This is a genomic window from Candidatus Obscuribacterales bacterium (genome assembly GCA_036703605.1).
Taxonomy (GTDB): Bacteria; Cyanobacteriota; Cyanobacteriia; order RECH01; family RECH01; genus RECH01.
Map to the genome: position 1 here is coordinate 1 of DATNRH010000541.1, position 2,937 is coordinate 2,937.

A 2,937-nucleotide genomic window follows, 5' to 3' on the forward strand; every position below is an offset into this window, starting at 1 on the left:
TACCAGAACCCACTCATACCTCAGAAACTCCCCTATGTCCAAACGCCAGTCTGAATCTGAATCCGACGCTGAACCTAAGCGTGCTGCGATCCAGGACCCCCGTCCCCCCCTCAACGTCGATCCCATGGACATGGACGGTCCGAATCCCCTTGCCGAAGCAAACAACTTCCTCATGAACAATAATGCTGCTGTGAACATCGCCCCTGGCTCGGATCAGCCTCTGGCAGACGCTGTGCCCCCTGCCGAGGAGGAAGATGCCCACTCTGACCTCGAAACTGACGACTTTGACCTCTCTGGTTTTGCTGAAGAGTTCGCCAACTATGTCTCTCCAGATGAAGAGGCCCCTCGCCCCTGCGTTACATACGAGATCAAGCTCCCAAAGATCACTGAGTTTTCACGCACCGACATCCATACTGCCCTCGCTACCCTTCCCCTTCGCCTAGTGACAATTGTCGAAGGCTTGAACCCCATTGGCAAGGCCACTGTCTACGCCGACGATGCCCAGCTCGCCCTTGAACAGCTCAAGAAAGCAGGCTACTCAGTCATCCCCGCTCCACCCTCTCGCGACGATGCTGAGGCCTGGGAACTATACCGTGCCCGTAGCATCTATTTCCTAGGCGTTAGCGCTGGCACTACGCAATACAGAACCAAGGCCGAAAGGAGACAATCCGAAATGGCTTTTGTGACCTGGGTCAACGAGCGCGTTACTCTCCTTGTCCAAGCTGACCCGAATGTCAACTTTGAACCCCCTTTTATTCACGATGCTCACCACGTGTACAATTCAAATGTGCACATCAGTACCACCTTCCTTGAGACCTCGTCTCCTGAACTTGCTACGTTCCTACAGGGCAAGGTGATCAGCACCCCAGAGCAAGAGTATCATCTTGGCCACGTTCAGGACGAGGAGGATGTCCTAGTCTCTGTTAAGATCCTCAACTCGTCCCCCATTCACAGGGACTCTATGACCGCTGCTCGTGTGCGTGATGTGCTGATCGACCGTGCAAACAGTTTCTTGGCTGAGAAGCTCCGGGATCCTATCCCTCCTCCCATCCGAGTCCAACTCAGATGGTTTAAGGACGGCCGCCCTGCTGACCCAGTGCTTCAGTGGAACAACAAGGAGGACCGAGACCGGGCTTTCAAATCTCTTTCGTCCTTGCACCGTAAAACTATCGTCATAAAAAAGTGGACCAAGCGTCCAGCATTGTACTCTGTCTTTTTGTTGGTCTTGCGAGCTGAGAGAGCTCCCTACTCCCCCCCCTCTCTAAGTCTCCTACGTTGTGGCGATGTCGAGTCTAACCCGGGCCCATATGCAACTAGGGGCGGTATAAAGTGTACCCACTGCCCAAATAAGGCAACCTACTACTGCGATCGGTGTGGTATGCACTTTAGTTGCAACTTAGCCAAATGCGTTGATTCTCTTAGAGCCCATGTAAACGAACGCCGCTGCCTAGCCCCATCCCCCTACTCAACCCAGCTACGGCGCCTTGCTAGCCTCCCCGCGTTAACTGGTGTCAACCCAGACCCTGTAAACAAAACGGTTGAACTTGCAGCACTTTCCTCTCCAAACATCACCATTCTCTCCCTCAATGCAAATGGTCGCCTTAATTCCAAGTCAGATGACCTCCGCCACCTTGTTGATAAGACCAAACCCTCAATCATCCTCTTCCAAGAAACCCACTTTAGGGATGAGGTAGATATCTCCGTCCTTGACCTCCTCCTCCAAAACTACTCAATATTTGCCACACCGCCTCCTAAATCAGGTGCAAATACCCAAGGAACCGGCCTGGCTGTAGCAATTTCATCCAATATCGCACATAATTACCTAGTCTCTAACATTTCCAAGAGATATCAGGTAGTCACCGCCAAGGATAAATCCTTGGTCCTCCATAACACCTACTTCCGCTCAGGCCGACAACACCTTAAGGGTAGATATGGCCTTCTTGTCGATGTTCTCACCCAGCTAACACATCAACCTAATGCGAGACATATCATTGGAGGTGACTTCAACTTTGTTGACAACCCTACCCTTGATGCCGTTGGCCTCAAGCACCCCCCACGAGATAAACACCTTTCAGATGCGTTCCACAACGCTGGGCTGATTGACACCTTTCGCTCCGAACATCCCCTAACAATTGGAATTACACGCCCCACCCCAAATAACAAGAATGAGGGTTCCCGTCTTGACCGCTTCTACACCAACGACACCACCCTTATTGGCAAAACCCTTATTATATCAGAGTATGTTGGCTGCATCTCTGACCATGTCCCAGTCCTATTCACCACCACAATCCCCCTCCCTCGGATGGGGCCAACTCCTACAAGAAGACCTGCAAGACACGTCCAATTCCTCTCTGACCCTAAGCTCCTTGACCAATTCCAAAATGAAATAACTACAATGCGAGAAACCCACTCCACTCCTTTTACTCTTCCAGAACTGGTTGAGAAATTGGAGGAGCTCAGGAAAAAACTTTCCCCAATGGTTAAACCTACCCCTGATCCAGTCCGGATCCAAGCCCAGAGGCTCTATAACAAGTTCAAGAAACTCGATAGGATCTTAGCGCATGCTAGGAATGTAATCCGAGGGAAACCCACAGCAGAGCAAAGCCTTCAAAAATTACAAAACCTTCTCCGGCGCTCCCCGGCCGAACTTCAACATCTCCCTATCCTCCTTCAAAACGGAAAGCATGTGGATCTCTACAAAGCTACGAGGACATTAGCAACTAAAGCTAAACGAAAATGGAAAACAGCCAACCACACCTACCTCTCCTCCATCACCGATAAGGCCGTCGAGATATACACCAAATCTCGCAGTATCTATGGAATCAACAAGATGCTCAACGGTCGCTTGCGACCCCGTCAGGTTCCCCGCTGGGTCTACAAGAATGGCTCCCCGACCGACAACCCAGAGACAGTCCAGGACGAAATTGAAAAGTCACT

The 2,937-nt window shown here is 51.2% G+C and carries 1 protein-coding gene; it reads left to right on the forward strand.

The window, feature by feature from the left end; all coding sequences use genetic code 11:
• Positions 1-124: 124 nt before the first annotated feature.
• The coding region (locus V6D20_11655; protein ID HEY9816438.1) for an endonuclease/exonuclease/phosphatase family protein at positions 125-2,937 on the forward strand (2,813 nt) is incomplete at its 3' end.